This is a genomic window from Sutcliffiella sp. NC1 (assembly GCF_027594365.1).
Classification (GTDB): Bacteria; Bacillota; Bacilli; order Bacillales; family Bacillaceae_I; genus Sutcliffiella; species Sutcliffiella cohnii.
On record NZ_CP115153.1, the window covers coordinates 126,873 to 148,205 of the forward strand.

Sequence of the window (21,333 nt, forward strand, 5' to 3'; positions counted from 1 at the left end):
TGAAAGAGAATTACATGTTACTAACATTATTCCCTTTCACAAGGTAGTTTCCGAGGCTAACCTATTTGTATTATATTTAAATACAGTATTTTTATGAATATGACTAAATACCTAAAAAATATGGAAAAAACTTTACATTACTCTATAATGTTGACATCATATAATTAAGAGTTATAGGGAGGACATTAGTATGACGACTGCAAATTTAGGTTTTGAAGAGAAGTTATGGAGTATGGCTGATAAATTAAGAGGATCTATGGATTCGGGAGAATATAAAAACGTTGTATTAGGCCTATTGTTTCTAAAATACGTATCTGATTCGTTCGAGGAGAAATTTTTAGAATTAGAAACGGATGAATATGCAGATCCAGAAGACAAAGATGAATACTTAGCAGAGAATATTTTTTGGGTTCCTAAAGAAGCACGTTGGTCATTTATCAAAGATAATGCTAAAAAGCCTGAAATCGGCCAAATAATCGATAAAGCAATGATTGCAATTGAAAAAGAAAACCCATCACTACAAGGTGTATTGCCGAAGGATTATGCAAGACCAGCATTGGACAAAGTGCGACTTGGTGAAACAATTGATCTGTTTTCTTTTAAAGTTGGTGATAAAGAAAGTCGCTCTAAAGATGTTTTAGGTAGAGTATATGAATACTTTTTAAGTAAATTCGCAAGTGCGGAAGGCAAGAACGGAGGCGAGTTCTATACGCCATCATCCGTAGTACGGCTATTAGTTGAAATGCTTCAACCGTATAAAGGTCGAATTTATGATCCTTGTTGCGGTTCTGGCGGTATGTTCGTACAAAGTGAAAAGTTTGTTGAGGAGCATCAAGGTAAATTAGTGGACATTGCGGTTTATGGACAAGAATCCAATCCGACAACATGGCGACTTTGCAAGATGAATTTAGCTATTCGAGGTATCGATGGCAATATAGGTTCACACAATGCAGATACTTTCCATAATGATCTTCATAAAGGCTTAAAGGCAGACTATATATTAGCAAATCCCCCGTTCAATATTAAAGATTGGGGTGGAGACAAACTACGTGAAGACGCTCGTTGGCAGTTTGGTGTACCACCTGTAGGGAATGCCAACTACGCTTGGATTCAGCACATGTTTTCTAAACTTGCACCCACAGGTACAGCAGGCTTTGTATTGGCGAATGGTTCGATGTCTTCCAACACTTCTGGTGAGGGAGATATACGCAAAAAGTTGATTGAAGATGATAAAGTAGAATGTATTGTTACACTACCAGGTCAGTTGTTCTATTCTACACAAATACCTGTTTGTATTTGGTTTATTTCAAAGGATAAATCAAAAACCGGGAAGAGACAACGTAACAATGAAATTCTTTTCATAGATGCACGGAAACTCGGATATATGGCGGATCGTACACACAGGGAATTTTCCGAAGAAAATATCCATATGATTGCAGAAACATTTCATAAATGGCGTGATGGAGAGTACAAAGATGTACAAGGATTCTGTAAATCAGCAACAATAGAAGAAGTGCGAAAGAATGATTACATCTTAACGCCAGGTCGGTATGTTGGTTTAGAAGATGTAGAAGAAGATGGAGAACCATTTGAAGAGAAAATGGTTCGTTTGACAAGTGAATTATCTGAGCAATTTGCAAAGTCCAAGGAGTTAGAAGACTTAATTCGAAAAGCACTTGGGAGGATTGGGTATGACATCTAAATGGAAAATCTACACCTTGCATGAACTTTATACAATCTCTTCGGGTTTATCAAAGAAACGGGAAGAGTTTGGTTTTGGATATCCATTTTTAACATTTAAAGAGGTTTTTCATAATCCAATTGTTCCAAATGAGCTCCCTGAATTAGCAAATACCACCGATAAAGAAAGGGAAAGATGTTCCATTAAACGTGGAGATGTCTTCTTAACGAGAACAAGTGAAAAACTTGATGAATTAGGATTAAGTTCAGTTGCACTAAAGGATTATCCAAATGCAACATTTAATGGTTTTACAAAACGGTTAAGACCAAATGGAAAATGTGTTGAATTATTAATTCCTGAATATGTAGCATTTTACCTGAGAAGTGCAGAATTTCGCAATCAAGTGACTTCATTTGCGAGCATGACAACAAGGGCAAGTTTAAATAATGAAATGATCTCTAAATTAACAATAAAAGTGCCTCCTTTAACAATACAAAAACAAATTGCGGATACCATGATAAACCTACTACTAAAGGAGGAAACTAATAAAAATGCTGTTCATTTATTAGAACAAATTGCTCAAACCCTCTTCAAATATTGGTTCATAGATTTTGAATTTCCGAATGAGGATGGGCTACCTTATAAATCAAACGGTGGGAAGATGGTGGAAAGTGAGTTAGGTGAGATTCCAGAAAGATGGAAAGTAGGAGAACTTCAAGAACTGGCAAACAAGTTGTATGCAGGAGGTACGCCAAGCAGAAAAAAAGAAGAATATTGGCTGAATGGAAATATACCTTGGTTAAAAACCAAGGAAATTAAAAATAAATATATTATCAATGCGGAAGAATCAATTACAAAACAAGGTTTAGAGGGTAGTTCAGCGAAATGGATTCCACCACATTCTGTAGTCGTAGCGATGTATGGTGCTACAGCAGGTCAATTAGGATATCTTGCTAAAGAAATGACAAGTAATCAAGCGTGCTGTGCAATAGTAAGCGATATACCAAATTTCATTTATTCATATCTGCGTTTAAATCAAGAACGATTAAGAGATTTGGCAACTGGCTCAGCACAGCAAAATTTAAGTAAGGATGTTATCTCTAAGTTTAAAATAATTTGTCCACTAAAAGATATATTAATAACCTACGAAACAATTGTTACAGAACTTTCAGAACAGATTATCGAATTAACGAATGAAAACAATAGTTTAGAGCAGTTAAGAGATACATTACTCCCAGAACTTCTTTCAGGTGAAATTGAAATACCAGAAGAAAGTGTGGTTGGATAAAATGTTTAAGTATTTGGAGTCTGATTTAGAAGAAGCTACGCTTGAATGGTTAGCTGAGATGGATTATTCCATCTTGGCTGGGCCTGATATTGCTCACGAAGGGGATTATCCTGAGCGAGATAGCTACCAAGATGTTGTTTTAACTGAGCGTTTAAGGGAAGCTCTATGCCGTATTAACCCAAATGTACCACATGAAGCAATAGAACTTGCGGTGCAAAGAATTGAAGCGAATGAATCTCCAAATCTGGTAATAAATAATCAAAAATTTCATCGCATGGTGACTGATGGTTTAGACATAGAATTGCAAGGTTCAGAGGGCTACAACCCAACAGTAAAAGTATGGTTGTTTGATTTTGAAAATTCAGCGATTAATGATATCGTAGCGGTCAACCAATTTACCATTATCGAAGGAAAGTACAATAAAAGACCTGATGTGATCTTGTTTGTGAATGGATTACCATTGGTCGTTATTGAATTAAAAAACGCTACAAATGAAAATACAGGCATCTCAGAGGGATATAATCAGCTCCAAACATATAAACAAACGATACCTTCACTTTTTCGTTACAATGCCTTCATGGTTACCAGTGATGGTGTAAATGCCCGTACAGGTTCACTAACAGCTAATGAAGAACGATTTATGAAGTGGCGAACTATTGATGGTCTTGAACTTGCCCCAAGATCTCTTTCTCAGTTAGAAGTGTTACTAAAAGGTATGTTAGAACCATCAAGGTTAATGGACATCATCAAAAACTTCATTTTATTTCAAACAGATGGAGAAAATACATACAAAATCCTGGCAGGGTATCATCAGTATCATGCAGTAAATAAGGCGGTAGAGAAGGCAAAAATAGCTGTACAAGGTAACAGAAAAATTGGTGTCGTTTGGCATACGCAAGGTAGTGGTAAGAGTTTGTCCATGGTATTCTATGCAGGAAAACTAATTCAAGCAATGAATAACCCAACTTTAGTTGTACTTACAGACCGAAATGACTTAGATGACCAATTGTTCAATACGTTTTCTATTTCAAGTGACATTTTGCGTCAAACACCAAGCCAAGCAAATAATCGTGATGAACTCCGTCAACTCCTATCTGTTGAATCAGGAGGCATAATTTTTACAACATTACAAAAGTTTACACCTGATGAAGATGGCAATATGCCATGTCTAACGGATCGTTCTAATGTCATTGTAATGGCAGACGAAGCACACAGGTCGCAATATGGCTTTTCTGCAACAGTTCGTGGCAAACATGCTGAAACGAAGTATGGTTTTGCGAAATATGTTCGAGATGCTTTGCCAAATGCTTCGTTCGTAGGATTTACAGGAACACCTGTTGAAGCGACAGATAAAAACACACCAGCTGTATTTGGAGATTATATTGATATTTACGATATGACACAAGCAGTTGAAGATGGTGCAACCGTTAAAATCTTCTATGAAAGTCGGATTATTCCTTTAGATTTGCCAAGCGACCTTCGCTTAGATGATGAATATGAAGAGATTACAGAAGACCAAGAACAGTCGGTAAAAGAACGTTTGAAGTCAAAATGGTCACGTTTAGAGGCTTTGGCGGGTGCTGAATCAAGAGTAAAACGGTTAGCAGAAGATGTAATTAAGCATTTCGAGGAAAGACAAGAAGCCATATTTGGAAAATCCATGGCTGTTGTTATGTCACGTAGAATTGCGATAGATTTATATAAAACAATCATAGAAATGCGGCCGGAATGGCATTCTGATGACGATGATAAAGGGGTTATTAAAATCGTTATGACAGGTTCATCAAGTGATCCTGCTGAATGGCAACCTTACATCGGGAATAAAAAAAGACGTGAATATTTGGCGAAACGTATGAAGGATAATGATGATCCACTCCAAATTGTTATAGTAAGAGATATGTGGCTTACAGGATTTGATGTACCTTCTATGAATACGATGTATATTGATAAGCCAATGAAAGGTCATAATTTAATGCAAGCAATTGCAAGAGTTAATCGTGTGTTTAAAGATAAGCCAGGTGGTTTAATTGTTGATTATATTGGAATTGCAGATAGCTTAAAAGAAGCCCTACACCAATATACAGAAAGTGATAAGGCAACAGCAGGTGTTGATACATCCGTTGCAGTCAACATCATGTTAGAGAAATATGAAGTAATTCTTGAGATGCTGTATGAACATGACTACAGTGGATATCTCTCTGAAAAAGCTACTGAGAGAATGAATGCGATTGTTTCGACAATGGATTATGTTTTGGGACTTGAAGAGGTAGAAAAGAAACGGTTCATAAACACTGTAACAGAGCTTTCCAAGGCTTTCGCTTTATGTGCAACTACACCAGAAGCACAGGACTTAAATGCTGATATTGGATTTTTTAAAGCGGTTAAAGCAAGTCTGATAAAGAGCATTGGTGATGGCAGTAAAAAGAAAACAAATGCACAAATGGAAGCGAAAATTAACCAACTAATCTCTAAATCAGTTATTTCAGAAGAGGTAATTGATATTTATGAGTCTCTTGGAATAGAAAATCCAGATATATCAATACTATCTGATAAGTTCTTAGAAGATGTTAAAGCAATGCCACATAAAAATTTGGCTGTTGAATTATTGAATAAATTACTAAACGGAAAAGTAAAAAGTGTCCAACGGACAAATTTAATTCAAGCACGTAAATTTTCTGAGATGCTTACAGGTGCTTTAAATAAATATAATAAGAGGGCAATAGAAACTTCAAAAGTTATTGAAGAGTTAATTGCTTTAGCGAAGGAAATGGATTCAGCATATAAACGTGGAGAAGAAGCAGGGTTAATAAAGGAAGAAATCGCCTTCTATGATGCATTAGCATCACATGAAACAGCGGAACAAGTATTAGGTGATGATACACTTAAACTTATAGCACATGAATTAACTAAGTCTATAAAAGAGAATATGAGTATCGATTGGAATTTGCGAGAGTCAGCGAGAGCTAAGATGCGTGTATCTGTCAGAAGGTTACTTAAAAAGTACGGCTACCCACCAGATTTGCAAAAGGAAGCCGTTGAAACAGTAATAAAACAAGCAGAGTTAATGGCACAATTAGAATTTGATTTAAATTACTAAGTAATTATGAAACAGTTTATACAGCATTTGGGAACTTTTGTACTCCCAAATGCTGTTTTTGGTTCTTTATATACTTATATTAAGATTAAAGTTATTGTTGATCCTTTTTGTGGTAGTAGTAATCATCTTTCAACTGGATAATTTTTTCGTAAAACTCTATAAAATCATCATCATCTATTAATTCATTAATCAATTCTAATTTCCCTAATTGATAATTTAAATGATCTAATTTTTCATCCGAATCAATAGATAACAACTCTATAATTTCTGATGCAGATTTTTTAAACAACTCGGTAATATAATCTGTACTTATAATAATAGAGTTATTTTTATTTTTCCATTCAACCTCTAAGTGATTATCTAAGATTTTCTTTAGATAGAAGTAATAAGTTGTAAAATCTTTACACCTTATTAATGAGTCAATCACTCGTACCCCAAACTCAGTTAGCTCAAAATAGTATAAAGAATCGTAATATAAATACAAATCTTCAATGTCATGAATTAGTTTTTCTGTTAAAAGTTTTTGTATTTTCTTACTTTCACTAAAGTAATCTTTTAGTTGTATAGGTAATCGTGATTTTTCTAATATGTTATGGATATCATTCATAACTCAGCTCTCCAAAAAATGATTAATTATAAAAAGTCATAACTTAGTTTACCACAATTTTATAAGTTTTGCAGACTATAGTCCGTAGACTGAACATCGCATTTCTTTGAGTATTTAATAAAAAGAATAAGGTGATGTAAATGAATACGGAAGAAGCATTTGGTATAGTTTTGAGAAAATGCAGACAAGGAAAGTCAATATCACAAGAAAAACTCGCAATCAATTGTGAATTGGATAGAACCTATATAAGTTTACTTGAAAGAGGAAAGAGGAACCCCACGTTGGCAAGTATTTTTAAATTAGCTAAAGAATTAGATATAAGGCCAAATGAGTTAATTAAAGAAGTTGAAAAATTAGTAGAGGATAATAATTGAAATTTGCTTAACGATAATAAAGGCCATAATTAGCGTAGTTTAGAATTAAAAGAAGAATAACATAAGAATAGGAAAGTTATTCTTCTCTTATATTTAAATAGTTCAAACTTATTAGAAACATTAGAAACGGTGTTGAGAATTTATTAATTCTTATTTTGATATTCATGCCGAGCATCTTCAAGCAAGGATATAATTCTTGGAATATAACCTTTCGCATCTACCTCGGTAATATATCCTTGTATTAATGAGTCTACTTCAGTTACTTCTGATTTTTGATTAGAACCCAATTGTTCGTATCCAAATGAATTAAGAATTTCATCTCCACTTACATTTAAGGCTTTAGCTAATGCACAAACAGTTGAAAAACCAGGATTCTCTCTATCTCCTTTTTCTAAACGGTTTATGTACGAGGCTTCAATATTGGATATTTCGGAAAGTTGCCTTAGTGATAAGCCTCTTTCCATTCTTTTCTCTTTTAAAATTTCACCAAATGATCTTGTTCCCATCCCTTTAACAACTCCTATTAATTAGAATTAAACTACTTAATATAGAATTTACTACCATTTATGTCTAAAGTCAATAAAAAATAAATAAACTTATGTTTTTGTTGATTATAAGCAATGACTATAAACTATAGTCAATAAAATTTCAGTAAAGTAATGTTTGTTTATTAATTAAGGGTTTTGGTTACCTAAATTTAGGGGAAAGAAATAGTTATGTTGAAATAAAATAATTTAATTAAAACAACAAAGGAGGATATAATGGAAATAAAATATAATATGTATATAAAAGGAGTTGTTCAAGATTTAAATTGTAAAAAAATAACGTTTAAAAAATTAAAGAAATTAAAAAGTAATCTTTAGGCTTTCCAAAAAAAATAGATTTGGTTCTACAAATGAAATGGGAATATTTGAAATGAAGGAGGAAGGGTTGCGAGAGGTTGCCAATCCTTCGGAAATCTTTTTAGAAGAACGTTCTAAGGGAGCTGCCGGTTCTACAGTTGTTGCCTCAATGGAAGGTACAAGACCAGTCCTAGTCGAAATACAAGCACTTATTTCACCAACAAGTTTTGGTAATCCTCGTAGGATGGCAACAGGAATCGATCATAATCGTGTTTCGTTAATTATGGCTGTTTTAGAGAAAAGAGCAGGGCTGTTATTACAAAATCAAGATGCGTACTTAAAAGTAGCTGGAGGAGTCAAACTAGATGAGCCTGCGATTGATTTAGCAGTTGCTGTAAGTATAGCTTCAAGTTTTCGAAACCAATCTACAGAAGCTACTGATGTTGTAATTGGAGAAGTCGGATTAACCGGAGAAGTTAGGCGAGTGTCGCGTATTGAGCAACGTGTACAGGAAGCGGCAAAGCTTGGATTTAAACGTATTATTATTCCAGAACGAAATTTAGGAGGATGGACCCCACCAGAAGGTATTGTAATCCTAGGAGTTTCCACAATTAATCAAGCCCTGAAGTACACACTAGGAGGTTAACATGGAAACGAGTGAAAAAATAAAAGCAGAAATACTGCAATTTATTGCACCAGGAACACCTATTCGTGAAGGTATGGACAATATTTTACGGTCAAAAACGGGTGGTTTAGTAGTCCTAGGTATTAATGACAAAGTAAAACAAATAGTTGATGGTGGATTTTATATTAATTGTGCATTTAGCCCTGCCTATGTATACGAATTAGCAAAAATGGATGGTGCGATTATTTTAAATGAAAAAGGAACGAAAATTTTGTATGCAAATGCTCAATTAACACCAGACCCAACGATATTATCAACAGAAACAGGAATGAGGCATCGAACCGCAGAACGAGTTTCAAAACAGACAGGGTGCTTAGTTGTTGCTATATCTCAAAGGCGAAACGTTATTACATTGTATAAAGGTAATTACCGGTACGCATTAAAAGATATCGGCGTTATTTTCACTAAGGCAAACCAAGCTATCCAAACGTTAGAAAAATATACAACGGTGCTAGAGCAGGGAATTACTAATTTAGGTGCATTAGAATTCGAAGAGCAAGTAACGTTGTCTGAACTATTACAAGTTATACACCGAATAGAAATGGTCCTTCGCATTAAAAATGAGATTATTAGTTATATAAATGAACTTGGAACAGAAGGTCGACTTATCCGTTTACAAATGACTGAGTTACTGTCTCATGTTGAAGATGAAGCAACTCTATTAATAAAAGATTATTGTGTCGATAAAGAAATGGATGCTGCACAAATTATAAAAAAACTACAAAGTATGGCAAACACAGAACTTTTAGAAGATAGTATCGTCTTAAAGTTATTAGGTTTTTCTAATTTTGTTAATGTTGAAGAGCTAGTGTACCCAAGAGGGTATCGAATTCTTCATAAAATTCCAAGATTACCACCACTTGTTATTGAAAATTTAGTTTGTAGCTTTAAAAATTTGAAACATATTATTAAAGCAACCGTAGAAGAATTAGATGAAGTTGATGGTATTGGAGAGGTGAGGGCCCGTAAAATTAAAGAAGGGCTAAAAAGAATACAAGATCAATTACAAATTGATCGCCAAATTTAGAAAAATGACGTTGATATTTCAAAAACGTGTCAAAAATCTAACAAATATTCATTTTGATTGTTTCAACACGTTATAATCGGTCAAAACTGTTTATAATGAATATAGGGAGGTGACACAATGTTAAGGCGCATTGTTCAAATTTTCTTCGTCGTTATTGGTGGGATGCTAGGCATCTTCTTTATCCCTGAATTGTTTTATCTATTTGGTTGGGGAGATACATTATTAACGAAGCCTTATACGGTTGCTATTTTAGGAGCAATTATATTTTTTATCCTTACTTTTTGGTTAGTTGATTATGTAGTTGGATTCATTAAATGGATGGAAGAATCACTTGTTAAAGCACCTGTTACAGACGTGTTATTTGGTAGTTTAGGATTAATTTTTGGTTTGATTGTTGCATTTCTTGCGGTTATCCCTTTAGGGAAAATACCATTTCAATTAGTAAGTACAGTAATACCAATTTTCCTAACGATTTTATTAGGTTATTTAGGATTCCAAGTTGGGTTTAAAAAGAGAGATGAATTAGTTGGTCTTTTCTCGATTTCTGGTAAGTTCGGTAAGAAAAAAGTGCTGGAAGAAGAGGAAGTTGACCTTTCCTCCAAAAAGCTTAAAATATTAGATACAAGTGTCATTATTGACGGTCGTGTAGCAGATATATGTCAAACAGGATTTTTAGAAGGAACTATAGTTATTCCGCGCTTCGTTTTAGAAGAATTACAGCACATTGCAGATTCTTCGGATGTGTTAAAACGTAATAGAGGAAGACGTGGTTTAGATATACTAAACCGAATTCAAAAAGAGCTTTCGATTAAAGTTGAGATTTATGAAGGGAATTTTGAGGACATTCAAGAAGTCGATAGTAAACTTGTAAAATTAGCTAAATTGACTTCTGGAGTCGTCGTAACAAATGATTTTAACTTAAATAAAGTTTGTGAGCTTCAAAATGTTGACGTGTTAAACATTAACGATCTAGCTAACGCCGTCAAACCAGTAGTTTTGCCAGGAGAAGAATTAACGGTACAAGTAATTAAGGATGGGAAAGAACATAATCAAGGTGTGGCATATTTAGACGATGGGACGATGATCGTTGTGGAAGAAGGAAGAGACTTTATCGGCAAACATATCGAAGTGTTGGTTACGAGTGTGCTTCAAACCTCTGCCGGGCGTATGATTTTTGCAAAACCTAAATTACTAGAAAAAGCACTGTAAAAAATGCTAAATGGAGAGTACGTATGCAATATCAAGTAATTATTCCAGCTGCCGGTCAAGGTAAAAGAATGAACGCTGGTAAAAACAAGCAATTTATTGAGTTGCAAGCATTACCTGTCATGATTCATACATTAAATATATTTGAAATGGATGAGCGTTGTGATGAGATTATTCTTGTGATTAATCCAAATGAGAAACAGTTGGTAGAATCGTTATTAACACAACACAAAATAACGAAAGCAAGAAAGCTTGTCACTGGTGGTGCTGAAAGGCAACATAGTGTATATAACGGATTACAATCACTGAAGGATGCCGAAATTGTACTAGTGCATGATGGGGCAAGACCGTTTATTACTCATAATATCATTCATCGTTTAGTAGATGTCGCAGCGGAAAAAGGAGCATCTGTTGCAGCAGTCCGAGTTAAAGATACAATTAAACGAGTAAGTGATGATGGTGTAGTACTAGAAACAATGGAGCGATCTAGCTTGTGGGCGATCCAGACCCCACAAGCTTTTCGTGTTTCTGTATTAGAAAAAGCGCATGAAGTAGCGAAGGAAAAAGGATTTATTGGGACGGATGAAGCTAGCTTAGTAGAAGAGATAGGTATTCCTGTTCATATTGTTGAAGGAGATTATCAAAATATTAAGCTTACTACTCCTGATGATATACTGTATGCTGAAGCTATATTAGAAAAACAAAGCGGAGGAAGATAGATATGTTTCGAATTGGACAAGGATTTGACGTTCATCAATTTTCAGAAGGGCGCCCTCTCATTATCGGTGGAATTACAATTCCGTACGAAAGAGGACTATTAGGTCATTCAGATGCAGATGTTCTTTTACATACGGTAGCCGATGCTTGCTTAGGAGCAATTGGTGAAGGTGATATTGGAAAGCATTTTCCTGACACAGATCCTAATTTTAAAGATGCAGACTCTGCTGAGTTATTGCAACAAGTATGGAAAATGGTTGAGGAAAGAGGATATACATTAGGCAACATTGATTGTACAATTATTGCACAAAAGCCGAAAATGGCACCTCATATTGAAAGCATTCGTGCACGAATCGCACAACTATTAAACAGTACAGTTGATCGGGTGAATGTTAAAGCAACAACAACAGAAAAATTAGGTTTTACTGGAAGAGAGGAAGGAATTGCTTCTCAAGCGGCAGTACTAATCGTAAAAAAATAGATAAAGTGAATACTTTTAACTCATTGTAATAGATGATAAAATAAGCAATAGATTTTTAAAGATAAAAAAAGGTCTACATAAAATAAAAAGGCTGTGTTATGACAAGTCGGTCATTAGTTTAACAGAGCCAATTAATTAGCGGAGGTTACATACAATGACAGTACGTGTACGTTATGCGCCAAGTCCAACAGGACATCTACACATTGGAAACGCACGAACAGCACTTTTTAATTATTTATTTGCTCGTAATCAAAATGGCAAATTTATTATCCGTATTGAAGATACTGATAAAAAGCGTAATATTGAAGGTGGAGAAGAAAGCCAACTAAAATTTTTAAAATGGCTAGGAATCGACTGGGATGAAAGTGTTGATATGGGAGGAGAGTACGGTCCATATCGCCAATCAGAGCGCAATGAAATTTATAAAAAACTGTATGATGAGCTAGTGGAAAAAGGACTTGCATATAAATGCTATTGCACGGAAGAAGAGTTAGAAGCAGAACGCGAAGCACAAATCGCCCGTGGAGAAATGCCACGATACTCAGGTCAACATCGTAATTTGACGAAAGAGCAACAAGATGCATTCGTTAACGAGGGACGTCAACCAAGTATTCGTTTCCGAGTTCCAGAAGGGAAAGTTTATAAGTTTAATGATATGGTAAAGGGAGAAGTTGCCTTTGAATCGGATGGAATTGGTGACTTCGTAATTGTGAAAAAGGATGGAACACCTACTTACAATTTTGCAGTTGCAGTAGATGACCATTTAATGCAAATTTCTCACGTATTACGTGGAGATGATCATATATCTAACACTCCTAAACAAATGATGATATACGAAGCATTTGGCTGGGATATTCCACAATTTGGTCATATGACTTTAATCGTAAACGAAGAGCGTAAAAAATTAAGTAAACGAGACGAAAGTATTATTCAATTTATCGAGCAATATGAGGAACTAGGATATTTACCGGAAGCTCTCTTTAATTTTATAGGACTATTAGGTTGGTCACCGGTCGGCCAAGAGGAAATTTTCTCGAAAGAGGAGTTTATTAATATTTTCGATCCTGCCCGCTTATCTAAATCTCCGGCTGTATTTGATACACAAAAATTAACATGGATGAATAATCAATACTTGAAAAAGTTAGATTTAGACACAGTGGTAGAACTTTCTTTACCGCATTTAATTAAAGCTGGTCGTTTCCAAGAGAATATGTCTGATACGGAGAAACAATGGGCAAAAGATCTTATTTCTCTTTACCAAGAGCAAATGAGTTTCGGAGCTGAAATTGTAGAGCTAACAGAAATGTTCTTTAAGACGCATATTGAATACAATGAAGAAGCATCGGTAGTGCTAGCTGAAGACCAGGTTCCAGAAGTGTTAAGTGCTTTTGCAGAGGAACTAAAAAATGTAGAAGATTTTTCTGCAGATAATGTTAAGCAATCGATTAAACACGTACAAAAAGCAACTGGTCATAAAGGGAAAAAGCTATTTATGCCAATTCGAGTAGCAACAACTGGCCAAACACACGGACCTGAACTACCACAAGCTATATCGCTACTAGGAAAAGAAACGGTATTAGCACGATTAGAAAAACTAATTAGTTAACAAATTGAAGAAAAAGTAATATAGTATAAGTATCAATAAAGAACGAAGATGAGGAGAGTAGAAAAGTACCTTTTCATATTAGAGAGAATCGTCATCGGCTGAAAGCGATTTATGAAAAAACTTTTTGAAATGCACCTCGGAGTCTATTACTAAACAGTACTTACCTAGTAAGTAATAGCGGTCGCCTCCCGTTATGAGGAAAAGTGGGATGTATAGTTTTTTACTATACCCAAACAGAGTGGAACCGCGCCAAAAAGCGTCTCTGTGTCTTTAAAAGACACAGAGACTTTTTTATTTGAATTTACTCACGTGGGAAGTCTGCGATAAGTGGAATATGTAGAACTGCTATAATGTTTTGCCTTTCAAAATTAAGAACTGAGAGTGGAACGTAGCGGAAGGTGTGAGACTCCTCGAAAAATGCTAGCGCATTTTCCTTCGTGCGATGTAACGCTGCCGAAGCCTTCCTTGTCCTGCGGGAGAAGAGGGAAGGCTGAGACCCCACAGGGCTTTAGCCCGAGGAGGCTCAGCTCCCTCCCCGCGGAAAGCGAACACCTGTAGCGAAGTGAAACGGACTAACTTAAAACGTTAATCAATGTTGCTTATAATGAAATGCTAAATTTCATAATGAAGTCTATTTTCATGGTAGACATCCATTCAAATGTACTCACGCGTTTGTTCTTTACATTTCACGGGAAAATTTAAGGAGGGGAGAAAATTGTTTCGGTTATTAAAAGAGGATATTGAAGTAGTGTTTGAACAGGACCCAGCTGCTAGAAGTTATTTAGAAGTAATTTTAACGTATTCAGGTTTACATGCTATATGGTCACACCGACTAGCTCACGGATTATATAAACGTAAATTTTTCTTCTTAGCAAGAGTTATTTCTCAAGTCAGTCGCTTCTTTACTGGCATAGAAATTCATCCTGGCGCAAAAATAGGAAGAAGATTTTTTATCGACCATGGCATGGGGGTTGTCATTGGAGAAACGTGTGAAATAGGGAATAATGTTACTGTGTTCCAAGGGGTGACGTTAGGTGGTACGGGAAAAGAAAAAGGAAAAAGACATCCGACCATTCATGATAACGCGTTAATAGCAACTGGTGCAAAAGTATTAGGTTCCATTACTATTGGAGAAAATTCTAAAGTAGGAGCGGGATCAGTCGTCTTAAAAGACGTACCGCCTCATTCAACAGTTGTAGGTATTCCAGGAAAAGTCGTTATTCAAGATGGAATAAAAATAGCCAGAAGTAAAGATTTAAACCATCAAGACTTACCGGATCCAATTGCTGACAGATTTAAAGAGTTAGAAAAACAAATGGAAGAACTTCAAAAAGAGTTGATAAAGGTTACAGAAAGAGAGGGCACGAAAGAATGACCATTCAAATTTTTAATACGTTATCAAGACAGAAGGAACCTTTTATTCCATTAGAGCCTGGTAAGGTAAAAATGTATGTTTGTGGACCAACTGTTTATAACTATATTCATATAGGAAATGCGAGACCTGCAATCGTGTTTGACACGGTAAGAAGATATTTAGAATATAGAGGTTTTGATGTTAATTTTGTTTCGAATTTTACGGATGTGGACGATAAATTAATAAAAGCAGCAAATCAACTTGGTGAAGATGTCCCAACGATTGCAGATCGATTTATTTCTGCCTATTTTGAAGATGTTGAAGCACTAGGTTGCAAACGAGCGACAGTGCACCCTCGAGTTACGGATAATATTGATACAATTGTTACGTTTATCGAGACGTTAATCGAAAAAGGGTATGCTTATGAATCTGAAGGCGATGTTTACTATAAAACGAGAGAATTTGATGGGTATGGTAAGTTATCACATCAGGCAATTGATGAACTTCGCCTAGGGGCAAGAATAGAAGTTGGTGAGAAAAAACAAGATTCGTTAGATTTTGTACTATGGAAAGCTGCTAAAGAAGGAGAAATATATTGGGATAGTCCATGGGGGAAAGGGCGACCGGGTTGGCATATCGAATGCTCTGCGATGGCTAAAAGATACCTAGGAGAATCTATAGATATTCATGCAGGCGGTCAAGACTTAGCTTTCCCTCACCATGAAAATGAAATTGCTCAATCAGAAGCAGCGAATGGGAAAGAATTCGCAAAATATTGGATGCACAATGGGTATATTAATATCGATAATGAAAAAATGTCCAAATCACTAGGGAATTTCATTTTAGTTCATGACATTATTAAACAGTATGATCCGATGTTAATTAGATTTTTCATGCTATCTGTTCATTATCGTCATCCAATTAATTTTAGTGAAGAGTTACTTCTAAATACTAAAAATGGATTAGAAAGATTAAAAACATCTTATAATAACTTGCAACATCGATTAACCAGTGCTGCTAACTTAACAGATAATGACGCAGCGTGGTTATCTAGCATCACTAGTTTGAAAGAGCAGTTTGAAGAGGCAATGGATGATGATTTTAATACAGCTAATGCCATTTCTGTTTTATTTGATCTCGCGAAGCAAGCGAATCTTTATTTAAATGAAAAAAACACATCAACGAACGTTTTAACTTCTTTTATTAATTTATATGATGAGTTAGTAAATGTTCTTGGAATAACATTAAAGGAGAAAGCGGAACTACTTGATGAAGAAATTGAACAGCTTATACAACAAAGAATAGATGCAAGGAAAAATAGAGATTTTGCCTTAGCCGATCAAATTAGAGATGAATTAAAAGAGCGAAACATTATTTTAGAAGATACAGCTCAAGGAACGAGATGGAAAAGAGGCTAAAAAGTGAATGTAGAAAAGAAAGCAATAGACGGACGTCAATTAAATAGTTTAGCTTTAGCTTATTTAGGCGACGCCGTCTATGAGCAATATGTAAGACTTCATTTATTACAGCAAGGTAACGTTAGGCCACATCAATTGCATAAAATTGCAACCAAATATGTTTCAGCAAAGGCTCAAGCAAAATTGCTTCAACAGTTAAAGGAAATATTACCGTTTACTCTAGAGGAAGAAGGAGTAGTAAGACGAGGTAGAAATGCAAAATCTGGAACTGTACCGAAAAATACAGATGTGCAAATATACCGATACGCTACTGCATTCGAGTCACTAATTGGCTTTTTATACGTAACGGAACAAACAGAAAGAATGATAGAAATTATCGAACTATGTCTAAAATTAATTGATGAAGAAAGGGGTGCGAAAAATGTCTAAAGAATTTATTATTGGTCGTAATCCCGTACTAGAGGCTTTGAAGGCAAAGCGGGAAATTAACAAGTTATGGGTTGCAGAAGGCGCTGCAAAAGGATCAATCCAACAAGTGGTACATCTAGCAAAAGAGTCGAATGTCCTTGTACAATATGTTCCGAAAAAAAAGTTAGATCAAATGATTGAAGGGAACCATCAAGGAGTAATTGCATCTGTAGCGGCATATGATTATGCGGAGTTAGATGACTTATTTGCACTTTCAGAAAAAAGACAAGAATCTCCATTTTTCCTCATTTTAGATGAACTAGAGGATCCTCATAATTTAGGATCTATTATGAGAACAGCTGATGCGATTGGTGCTCATGGTATTATTATTCCGAAGAGACGAGCAGTCGGACTTACTGCTACGGTAGCAAAGGCGTCAACAGGAGCCATTGAACATATTCCAGTAGTAAGAGTAACAAATCTAGCTCGAACAGTGGACGAGCTAAAAGATAAAGGGCTTTGGATATTTGGAACAGATGCAAAAGGTAGCGATGACTATCGGAATATGGACGGTACGCTACCGTTAGGATTAATTATCGGCAGTGAAGGTAAAGGAATGAGTCGATTGTTAAAGGATAAGTGTGATTTCCTCCTTTCTTTACCGATGGTTGGAAAAGTTACATCGTTAAATGCTTCTGTAGCGGCGAGCCTCCTTATGTACGAAGTGTATAGGAAAAGATACCCAATTGGAGAAAAATAAAAATGGATATCCTACTTGTGGATGGATACAATATTATCGGGGCATGGCCCGAACTTAGAAGGTTAAAAGGAGAAGACCTTGCACTTGCACGAGATATTTTAGTGTCAAAAATGGCCGAATATCAAGCTTATACTGGTTATCAAGTCATTATTATATTTGACGCTCATTTAACTCAAGGTGTAGAAAAAAAATATACAAACTCCAGAGTCGATGTTATTTATACTAGAGAAAATGAGACAGCAGATGAACGTATAGAAAAATTAGCAAGAGAGCTTTCAAATATACGAACACAAATTCATGTAGCAACTTCTGATTTTACCGAACAATGGGCCATTTTTGGACAAGGTGCGTTAAGAAAGTCAGCGAGGGAGCTATTAACAGAAGTAAATGTTATCGAATCAAGAATTAGGAAAAAAGTAACAAACTTCAAAAATGAAAAACCATCAAAACGAATTGAATTAGATGATATAATTTTAAAAAAATTCGAAAAATGGAGAAGAGGGGAGCGTTAAGTGGGTTGACGCTCTTTTTCTATGTACTGTATAATATTGCTATCTACTGTGCGATCGGGGGGATGCGTGTGATAGTTAGCGGCCAGAGAGATCGAATAACAAACTTTGATGTAATGGAAGATGAAGTAGTAGTGGAATTAGTTCATGATGGAAATAGTGAAGCGCTAGATTACTTAATTAATAAATATAGAAACTTCGTAAAAGCGAAGGCGCGTTCTTACTTTCTTATCGGAGCGGATCGTGAAGATATTGTTCAGGAAGGGATGATTGGGTTATATAAAGCAATTCGTGACTTTAAGGAAGACAAGCTTACTTCTTTTAAGGCGTTTGCAGAGCTTTGTATTACAAGACAAATCATCACTGCTATTAAGACAGCAACAAGACAAAAGCATATTCCACTTAACTCTTATGTTTCTTTGGACAAGCCTATCTACGACGAAGAATCAGATCGTACGTTGATGGATGTTATTTCAGGAGCAAAAGTGTCAGATCCAGAAGAATTAATAATAAATCAAGAAGAATTTGATGATATTGAAGTGAAGATGGAGGAGTTACTAAGTGATCTTGAAAGAAAGGTTCTTTCCCTTTACTTAGATGGTCGTTCTTACCAAGAAATTTCAGAAGATTTAAACCGACACGTCAAATCTATTGATAACGCTTTACAAAGAGTAAAACGTAAGTTAGAAAGATATTTAGAACTTAGAGAAATAACACTTTAATGCTTTGTTGACACTTAGATTACCAATATGGTAAAGTTTTAAAGACTTAAATTGTCAAGTGGTGATAAAAGATGAGCAAAAAAGTTGTACTTGCCTGCTCTAATTGTGGAGCTAGAAATTATACAACGATGAAAAGTGAAAAACAAAGCAACGTTCGTTTAGAGATAAATAAGTTTTGTAAAGTATGTAACATACACACGATACATCGAGAAACAAAGTAGTTCGTACTATTCTAGGTGGAGGTAACATCGATGCAACGTTTAACTAACTTTTTCCGTGGTGTCAAACGAGAAATGAAGAAAGTAAGCTGGCCAAAACAAAAAGAACTAACTAGATACACGATTACAGTTGTTGTAACCGTTCTTATTGTTGCGATTTTCTTTGCTGTTATTGATACAGGTCTTTCTGCACTTATGCGATTCCTTATTAATTAATTTTTTATGTATATTTTCATTTATGGTTGAATAACGGCTCGCAAATCATGGTATAATGTGAATAATATCGATTGACAAAAAAAGCCCGGTTACCGGGTTTTTTCATTTGGTAAAAATATATAAATAGAGGGGGGACGGACAGTAAGTCCTTGCGGATGGAAAAGAACTGGTACGTCGTTCATACTTATTCAGGATACGAAAACAAAGTAAAGGCGAATCTTGAAAAAAGAGTAGAATCAATGAATATGCAAGATAAAATCTTCCGAGTTGTTGTACCGGAAGAGGAAGAAACAGAATTAAAGAATGGAAAGAAAAAAGTAGCAAAGAAAAAAGTATTCCCTGGTTACGTGTTAGTAGAAATCGTCATGACAGATGATTCGTGGTATGTAGTAAGAAACACTCCAGGTGTAACAGGATTCGTTGGATCTGCTGGATCTGGTTCAAAGCCAACACCGCTACTACCAGAGGAAGTTAATTCCATTTTAAAGAGAATGGGAATGCAAGAAAAACAGTTAGATGTTGATTTTGAATTAAAAGAAACTGTTAAAGTAAAAGAAGGTCCATTTGCTAATTTTACTGGGTTTATCGATGAAATGGACAAAGAGAAACATAAGGTAAAAGTTTTAGTAAATATGTTTGGTAGAGAAACACCGGTAGAACTTGATTTTTCACAGATAGAAAAATTATAATTGAAAAGAACTTGAAATTATCGAAGGAAAATGATATTATTTCAAAGGTCAGTATGTCTCAATTGAGATGTTCTAATATTAAATATTCTTTATCTCATAATATAAAGAATTAGGATGAGTGGGAGGGAGCAATCCCAAATACCACATCACGGACTTAAGGAGGTGTGTCTCGTGGCTAAAAAAGTAATAAAAATGGTAAAATTACAAATTCCGGCAGGTAAGGCAAACCCAGCTCCACCAGTTGGTCCTGCATTAGGTCAAGCAGGTGTTAACATCATGGGTTTCTGTAAAGAGTTTAACGCTCGTACAGCTGATCAAGCTGGATTAATTATCCCTGTTGAAATTACGGTATTTGAAGACCGTTCATTTACATTTATTACGAAAACTCCACCTGCTGCAGTTTTACTTAAAAAAGCAGCTGGTATTGAGTCAGGTTCTGGTGAACCAAATCGTAATAAAGTAGCTACAGTTAAGCGCGATAAAGTACGCGAGATTGCGGAAACAAAAATGCCGGATCTTAACGCTGCAAGCGTAGAAGCTGCAATGCGCATGGTTGAAGGTACAGCTCGCAGCATGGGTATCGTTATTGAAGACTAATCCTATGTAACTGTTAGCTTTTCTTGTTCTAGGTTGCGAAAAAGGTCTTGGCCAATTCGCAACCTTTATTCGTGGGAGGTTATTCCGCTAAAACCACATAAGGAGGATTTTTAAAATGGCAAAAAAAGGTAAAAAATATGTAGAAGCAGCTAAATTAGTTGACCGCACAACAGCTTACTCTGTTGAAGAGGCAATTGAATTAGTGAAGAAAACTAGCATCGCTAAATTCGATGCAACTGTAGAGGTAGCATTCCGTTTAGGAGTTGACCCTCGTAAAAACGACCAACAAATTCGTGGTGCAGTAGTATTACCACACGGTACTGGTAAAACTCAACGTGTGTTAGTATTTGCTAAAGGCGAAAAAGCGAAAGAAGCAGAAGCTGCTGGAGCAGATTTCGTTGGAGATGCAGACTATATCAACAAGATCCAACAAGGTTGGTTTGATTTTGATGTTATCGTAGCTACTCCAGACATGATGGGTGAAGTTGGTAAACTTGGTCGTGTGTTAGGACCTAAAGGTTTAATGCCGAACCCTAAAACTGGTACAGTTACTTTTGACGTAACAAAAGCAATTAATGAAATTAAAGCAGGTAAAGTAGAGTATCGTGTAGATAAAGCTGGAAACATCCACGTTCCAATCGGAAAAGTATCTTTCGAAAACGACAAACTTGCTGAAAACTTCGCTACAATTTATGAAACTATGTTAAAAGTGAAACCAGCTGCGGCTAAAGGAACTTACGTGAAAAACGTTTCTGTAACTTCTACAATGGGCCCTGGTGTTAAAGTGGATCCATCTACTTTCACTGTAAAAAACTAACATATTGACATTAT

General features: G+C 35.5%; 22 protein-coding genes, 1 pseudogene and 1 other annotated feature. Of the genes and pseudogenes, 21 read left to right on the forward strand and 2 right to left on the reverse strand.

Translation table 11 applies throughout. The features are described 5' to 3' along the window. The first annotated feature begins 190 nt into the window (after nt 1–190). Genes O1A01_RS00630 through O1A01_RS00640 form a run of 3 tightly spaced genes read left to right on the forward strand, consistent with a single transcriptional unit; the run spans nt 191 to nt 6,066 of the window. Entirely contained in the window at nt 191–1,702 is a 1,512-nt protein-coding gene (locus O1A01_RS00630; protein WP_270065379.1) for a class I SAM-dependent DNA methyltransferase, read from the forward strand. Next, a complete protein-coding gene (locus O1A01_RS00635) occupies nt 1,692–2,969 on the forward strand; it encodes a restriction endonuclease subunit S (RefSeq protein WP_270065380.1) in 1,278 nt (425 codons plus the stop codon). The genes O1A01_RS00630 and O1A01_RS00635 overlap by 11 nt, the downstream gene beginning before the upstream one ends. Before the next feature lies 1 nt (nt 2,970). Next, nucleotides 2,971–6,066 (forward strand): type I restriction endonuclease subunit R, encoded by a 3,096-nt coding sequence (locus O1A01_RS00640; RefSeq protein WP_270066359.1) that lies wholly within the window; start codon nt 2,971–2,973, stop codon nt 6,064–6,066. 91 nt (nt 6,067–6,157) lie between these two features. On the opposite strand, the gene O1A01_RS00645 is transcribed toward O1A01_RS00640, so the two are convergent. Next, the gene (locus O1A01_RS00645) at nt 6,158–6,673 is read right to left on the reverse strand and encodes a hypothetical protein (protein WP_270065381.1); all 516 of its coding nucleotides are present in this window, start codon (nt 6,671–6,673) and stop codon (nt 6,158–6,160) included. 140 nt (nt 6,674–6,813) lie between these two features. Here O1A01_RS00645 and O1A01_RS00650 point away from each other — a divergent pair, with 140 nt between their 5' ends. After that, the gene (locus tag O1A01_RS00650) at nt 6,814–7,047 is read left to right on the forward strand and encodes a helix-turn-helix domain-containing protein (RefSeq protein WP_270065382.1); all 234 of its coding nucleotides are present in this window, start codon (nt 6,814–6,816) and stop codon (nt 7,045–7,047) included. 143 nt (nt 7,048–7,190) lie between these two features. Here O1A01_RS00650 and O1A01_RS00655 read toward each other — a convergent pair whose 3' ends face one another. After that, on the reverse strand, nt 7,191–7,553 hold the full coding sequence (locus O1A01_RS00655; RefSeq protein ID WP_270065383.1) for a helix-turn-helix domain-containing protein: 363 nt from the start codon (nt 7,551–7,553) through the stop codon (nt 7,191–7,193). 367 nt (nt 7,554–7,920) lie between these two features. On the opposite strand from O1A01_RS00655, the pseudogene O1A01_RS00660 reads away from it, so the two are divergent. From O1A01_RS00660 to rplA, 17 genes and pseudogenes are all read left to right on the forward strand, one after another. Further along, nucleotides 7,921–8,535, forward strand: a pseudogene (locus tag O1A01_RS00660) (magnesium chelatase domain-containing protein); the annotation flags it as partial. A 1-nt stretch (nt 8,536) separates the two neighbouring features. Beyond that, the gene (gene disA, locus O1A01_RS00665; protein ID WP_066413967.1) at nt 8,537–9,601 is read left to right on the forward strand and encodes a DNA integrity scanning diadenylate cyclase DisA; all 1,065 of its coding nucleotides are present in this window, start codon (nt 8,537–8,539) and stop codon (nt 9,599–9,601) included. 117 nt (nt 9,602–9,718) lie between these two features. Further along, a complete protein-coding gene (locus O1A01_RS00670; protein ID WP_066413970.1) occupies nt 9,719–10,810 on the forward strand; it encodes a PIN/TRAM domain-containing protein in 1,092 nt (363 codons plus the stop codon). A gap of 23 nt (nt 10,811–10,833) precedes the next feature. Next, entirely contained in the window at nt 10,834–11,526 is a 693-nt protein-coding gene (ispD, locus tag O1A01_RS00675) for a 2-C-methyl-D-erythritol 4-phosphate cytidylyltransferase (RefSeq protein ID WP_270065384.1), read from the forward strand. A 2-nt stretch (nt 11,527–11,528) separates the two neighbouring features. Beyond that, nucleotides 11,529–12,005, forward strand: coding sequence for a 2-C-methyl-D-erythritol 2,4-cyclodiphosphate synthase (ispF, locus tag O1A01_RS00680; RefSeq protein WP_066413979.1), 477 nt, complete (start codon nt 11,529–11,531; stop codon nt 12,003–12,005). Nucleotides 12,006–12,159: 154 nt separating this feature from the next. After that, on the forward strand, nt 12,160–13,611 hold the full coding sequence (gltX, locus tag O1A01_RS00685; protein ID WP_270065385.1) for a glutamate--tRNA ligase: 1,452 nt from the start codon (nt 12,160–12,162) through the stop codon (nt 13,609–13,611). A 36-nt stretch (nt 13,612–13,647) separates the two neighbouring features. Continuing rightward, nucleotides 13,648–13,878, forward strand: a binding site (T-box leader). Nucleotides 13,879–14,326: 448 nt separating this feature from the next. After that, nucleotides 14,327–14,986: a serine O-acetyltransferase gene (gene cysE, locus O1A01_RS00690; RefSeq protein ID WP_066413981.1), complete on the forward strand. Its 660-nt coding sequence runs from the start codon at nt 14,327–14,329 to the stop codon at nt 14,984–14,986. Then, nucleotides 14,983–16,383: a cysteine--tRNA ligase gene (gene cysS, locus O1A01_RS00695; protein ID WP_270065386.1), complete on the forward strand. Its 1,401-nt coding sequence runs from the start codon at nt 14,983–14,985 to the stop codon at nt 16,381–16,383. Before cysE ends, cysS begins: the two co-directional genes overlap by 4 nt. Nucleotides 16,384–16,386: 3 nt before the next feature. Next, the gene (locus O1A01_RS00700) at nt 16,387–16,812 is read left to right on the forward strand and encodes a Mini-ribonuclease 3 (RefSeq protein WP_270065387.1); all 426 of its coding nucleotides are present in this window, start codon (nt 16,387–16,389) and stop codon (nt 16,810–16,812) included. Further along, nucleotides 16,805–17,551 carry a 23S rRNA (guanosine(2251)-2'-O)-methyltransferase RlmB gene (rlmB, locus tag O1A01_RS00705; RefSeq protein WP_066413986.1) on the forward strand — a complete coding sequence of 249 codons (747 nt, stop codon included), beginning with the start codon at nt 16,805–16,807 and terminating at the stop codon, nt 17,549–17,551. Before O1A01_RS00700 ends, rlmB begins: the two co-directional genes overlap by 8 nt. 2 nt (nt 17,552–17,553) lie before the next feature. After that, nucleotides 17,554–18,063, forward strand: coding sequence for an NYN domain-containing protein (locus tag O1A01_RS00710; protein WP_066413988.1), 510 nt, complete (start codon nt 17,554–17,556; stop codon nt 18,061–18,063). Nucleotides 18,064–18,068: 5 nt separating this feature from the next. Continuing rightward, on the forward strand, nt 18,069–18,782 hold the full coding sequence (gene sigH, locus O1A01_RS00715; protein WP_213083728.1) for an RNA polymerase sporulation sigma factor SigH: 714 nt from the start codon (nt 18,069–18,071) through the stop codon (nt 18,780–18,782). A 71-nt stretch (nt 18,783–18,853) separates the two neighbouring features. Beyond that, nucleotides 18,854–19,003, forward strand: a complete 150-nt coding sequence (gene rpmG / locus O1A01_RS00720; protein ID WP_084380300.1) for a 50S ribosomal protein L33 — start codon at nt 18,854–18,856, stop codon at nt 19,001–19,003. A gap of 30 nt (nt 19,004–19,033) precedes the next feature. After that, the gene (gene secE / locus O1A01_RS00725) at nt 19,034–19,216 is read left to right on the forward strand and encodes a preprotein translocase subunit SecE (protein WP_066413994.1); all 183 of its coding nucleotides are present in this window, start codon (nt 19,034–19,036) and stop codon (nt 19,214–19,216) included. Nucleotides 19,217–19,371: 155 nt separating this feature from the next. After that, nucleotides 19,372–19,905 (forward strand): transcription termination/antitermination protein NusG, encoded by a 534-nt coding sequence (nusG, locus tag O1A01_RS00730; RefSeq protein ID WP_066413996.1) that lies wholly within the window; start codon nt 19,372–19,374, stop codon nt 19,903–19,905. Between the two features lie 171 nt (nt 19,906–20,076). Next, nucleotides 20,077–20,502 carry a 50S ribosomal protein L11 gene (rplK, locus tag O1A01_RS00735; RefSeq protein WP_028397322.1) on the forward strand — a complete coding sequence of 142 codons (426 nt, stop codon included), beginning with the start codon at nt 20,077–20,079 and terminating at the stop codon, nt 20,500–20,502. A 115-nt stretch (nt 20,503–20,617) separates the two neighbouring features. Continuing rightward, nucleotides 20,618–21,319 carry a 50S ribosomal protein L1 gene (gene rplA / locus O1A01_RS00740; protein WP_066413999.1) on the forward strand — a complete coding sequence of 234 codons (702 nt, stop codon included), beginning with the start codon at nt 20,618–20,620 and terminating at the stop codon, nt 21,317–21,319. The last annotated feature ends 14 nt before the right edge of the window (nt 21,320–21,333 follow it).

Coding starts and splice junctions, on each gene's coding strand:
- O1A01_RS00630 (WP_270065379.1), top strand. CDS start 191: ATGACGACTGCAAATTTAGGTTTTGAAGAGAAGTTATGGAGTATGGCT.
- O1A01_RS00635 (WP_270065380.1), top strand. CDS start 1,692: ATGACATCTAAATGGAAAATCTACACCTTGCATGAACTTTATACAATC.
- O1A01_RS00640 (WP_270066359.1), top strand. CDS start 2,971: ATGTTTAAGTATTTGGAGTCTGATTTAGAAGAAGCTACGCTTGAATGG.
- O1A01_RS00645 (WP_270065381.1), bottom strand. CDS start 6,673: ATGAATGATATCCATAACATATTAGAAAAATCACGATTACCTATACAA.
- O1A01_RS00650 (WP_270065382.1), top strand. CDS start 6,814: ATGAATACGGAAGAAGCATTTGGTATAGTTTTGAGAAAATGCAGACAA.
- O1A01_RS00655 (WP_270065383.1), bottom strand. CDS start 7,553: ATGGGAACAAGATCATTTGGTGAAATTTTAAAAGAGAAAAGAATGGAA.
- disA (WP_066413967.1), top strand. CDS start 8,537: ATGGAAACGAGTGAAAAAATAAAAGCAGAAATACTGCAATTTATTGCA.
- O1A01_RS00670 (WP_066413970.1), top strand. CDS start 9,719: ATGTTAAGGCGCATTGTTCAAATTTTCTTCGTCGTTATTGGTGGGATG.
- ispD (WP_270065384.1), top strand. CDS start 10,834: ATGCAATATCAAGTAATTATTCCAGCTGCCGGTCAAGGTAAAAGAATG.
- ispF (WP_066413979.1), top strand. CDS start 11,529: ATGTTTCGAATTGGACAAGGATTTGACGTTCATCAATTTTCAGAAGGG.
- gltX (WP_270065385.1), top strand. CDS start 12,160: ATGACAGTACGTGTACGTTATGCGCCAAGTCCAACAGGACATCTACAC.
- cysS (WP_270065386.1), top strand. CDS start 14,983: ATGACCATTCAAATTTTTAATACGTTATCAAGACAGAAGGAACCTTTT.
- rlmB (WP_066413986.1), top strand. CDS start 16,805: ATGTCTAAAGAATTTATTATTGGTCGTAATCCCGTACTAGAGGCTTTG.
- O1A01_RS00710 (WP_066413988.1), top strand. CDS start 17,554: ATGGATATCCTACTTGTGGATGGATACAATATTATCGGGGCATGGCCC.
- rpmG (WP_084380300.1), top strand. CDS start 18,854: ATGAGCAAAAAAGTTGTACTTGCCTGCTCTAATTGTGGAGCTAGAAAT.
- secE (WP_066413994.1), top strand. CDS start 19,034: ATGCAACGTTTAACTAACTTTTTCCGTGGTGTCAAACGAGAAATGAAG.
- nusG (WP_066413996.1), top strand. CDS start 19,372: ATGGAAAAGAACTGGTACGTCGTTCATACTTATTCAGGATACGAAAAC.
- rplA (WP_066413999.1), top strand. CDS start 20,618: ATGGCAAAAAAAGGTAAAAAATATGTAGAAGCAGCTAAATTAGTTGAC.